The sequence below is a fragment of the Vibrio sp. Vb0667 genome, assembly GCF_033391095.1.
Window position 1 is genome coordinate 1 of sequence record NZ_JAWPOL010000338.1, and the last position, 1,104, is coordinate 1,104.

Below are 1,104 nucleotides of genomic sequence, written 5' to 3' on the forward strand. Positions count from 1 at the left end.
AAGCCATCGACAACAAAAGGTGTCGCAACAATGATCATTTGGTTACTCAGATCATTTCCAAGCGCGACAAACTGGCTAAACAAAGCAATAAAGAACAGTGCGATTTTAGGACTTAGAATAGAGATAAGGAAACCTTCTCTAGCAGATTGAAGTACGGTCGTTTCCTCACCAGATTCCAACTTGGCGGCCACTCCACCTTTGGATCGCAGCGCGTTAAAACCTAAGTAAGCCAAATAAGCTGCGCCCGCTAAACTGATGGTTTTGAACAGCATTGGGCTCTGCTGCAGCACAACCGCAAGACCGATCAACGTGATAAACGCATAAATCCCGATCCCAAAAGCATGCGCCCATGCCGTTGCCAAACCATTCATTCGTCCACCAGCCAAAGCATGTTTAGCAACGATCGCTAAGCTAGGCCCTGGCGACATAGCCCCTAATAAACAGACTGTAAAAAGTGATAACCAAACTGTTAGTGTCATAAAAATCTCCCCTCTTTGACGTTAATTTATCAATAGAGGTGATATAAACTGAAATCAAAGTTAATCATGAAAGTCATGATTGAAACTCATAGTCTAGTGAATAGAGTATTCTGATTGCTGCATAACGCTTTGCATCGTTTCCCGTATCCAACGATGCGCAGGATCGTTATCGTACTTTGGATGCCACATCAGCCAGTATTGATGGATTTGAGTATCAAATGGCAGAGGTTTATGTGCCAAACTCCAATGCTTAGCGAGGTTCACCGCGATATGCTCAGGGACGACCATCAAATGTTCACTTGAGACTAGACGATTAACCGCCGCCGAGAAAAATGGGACTTTAAATGTGATATGTCGCGCCAACCCCATCTCTTTTAAAACCGTGTCGGTGCTTGAGTCTTTATCGCCGCCACCCGTGACTTTTATGTGCGAATAGCTGAGTAAAGCATCCACCGTTAGCTCTTTACAACTCGCTAGCGGGTGTGACGCTTTCATCAAACACACCGAGGTATCAGAACCAATGTTCACGCTTGAAACGCCTTCTGGTTTTGAAGGGTACATGGACGATGCGATGTGGATACCCAGTTCATGCAACTTATCGATAAAATCTGGTTGCCATAAGCGA

At 44.8% G+C, this 1,104-nt stretch carries 2 protein-coding genes; both read right to left on the minus strand.

Going from position 1 to position 1,104, the window contains the following annotated elements; all coding sequences use genetic code 11:
- Window positions 1-479: LysE family translocator (locus R8269_RS25725; protein ID WP_318222976.1), on the minus strand; the 479-nt coding region annotated here is incomplete at its 3' end.
- Window positions 480-572: 93 nt separating this feature from the next.
- Window positions 573-1,104: LysR substrate-binding domain-containing protein (locus R8269_RS25730; protein WP_318222977.1), on the minus strand; the 532-nt coding region annotated here is incomplete at its 5' end.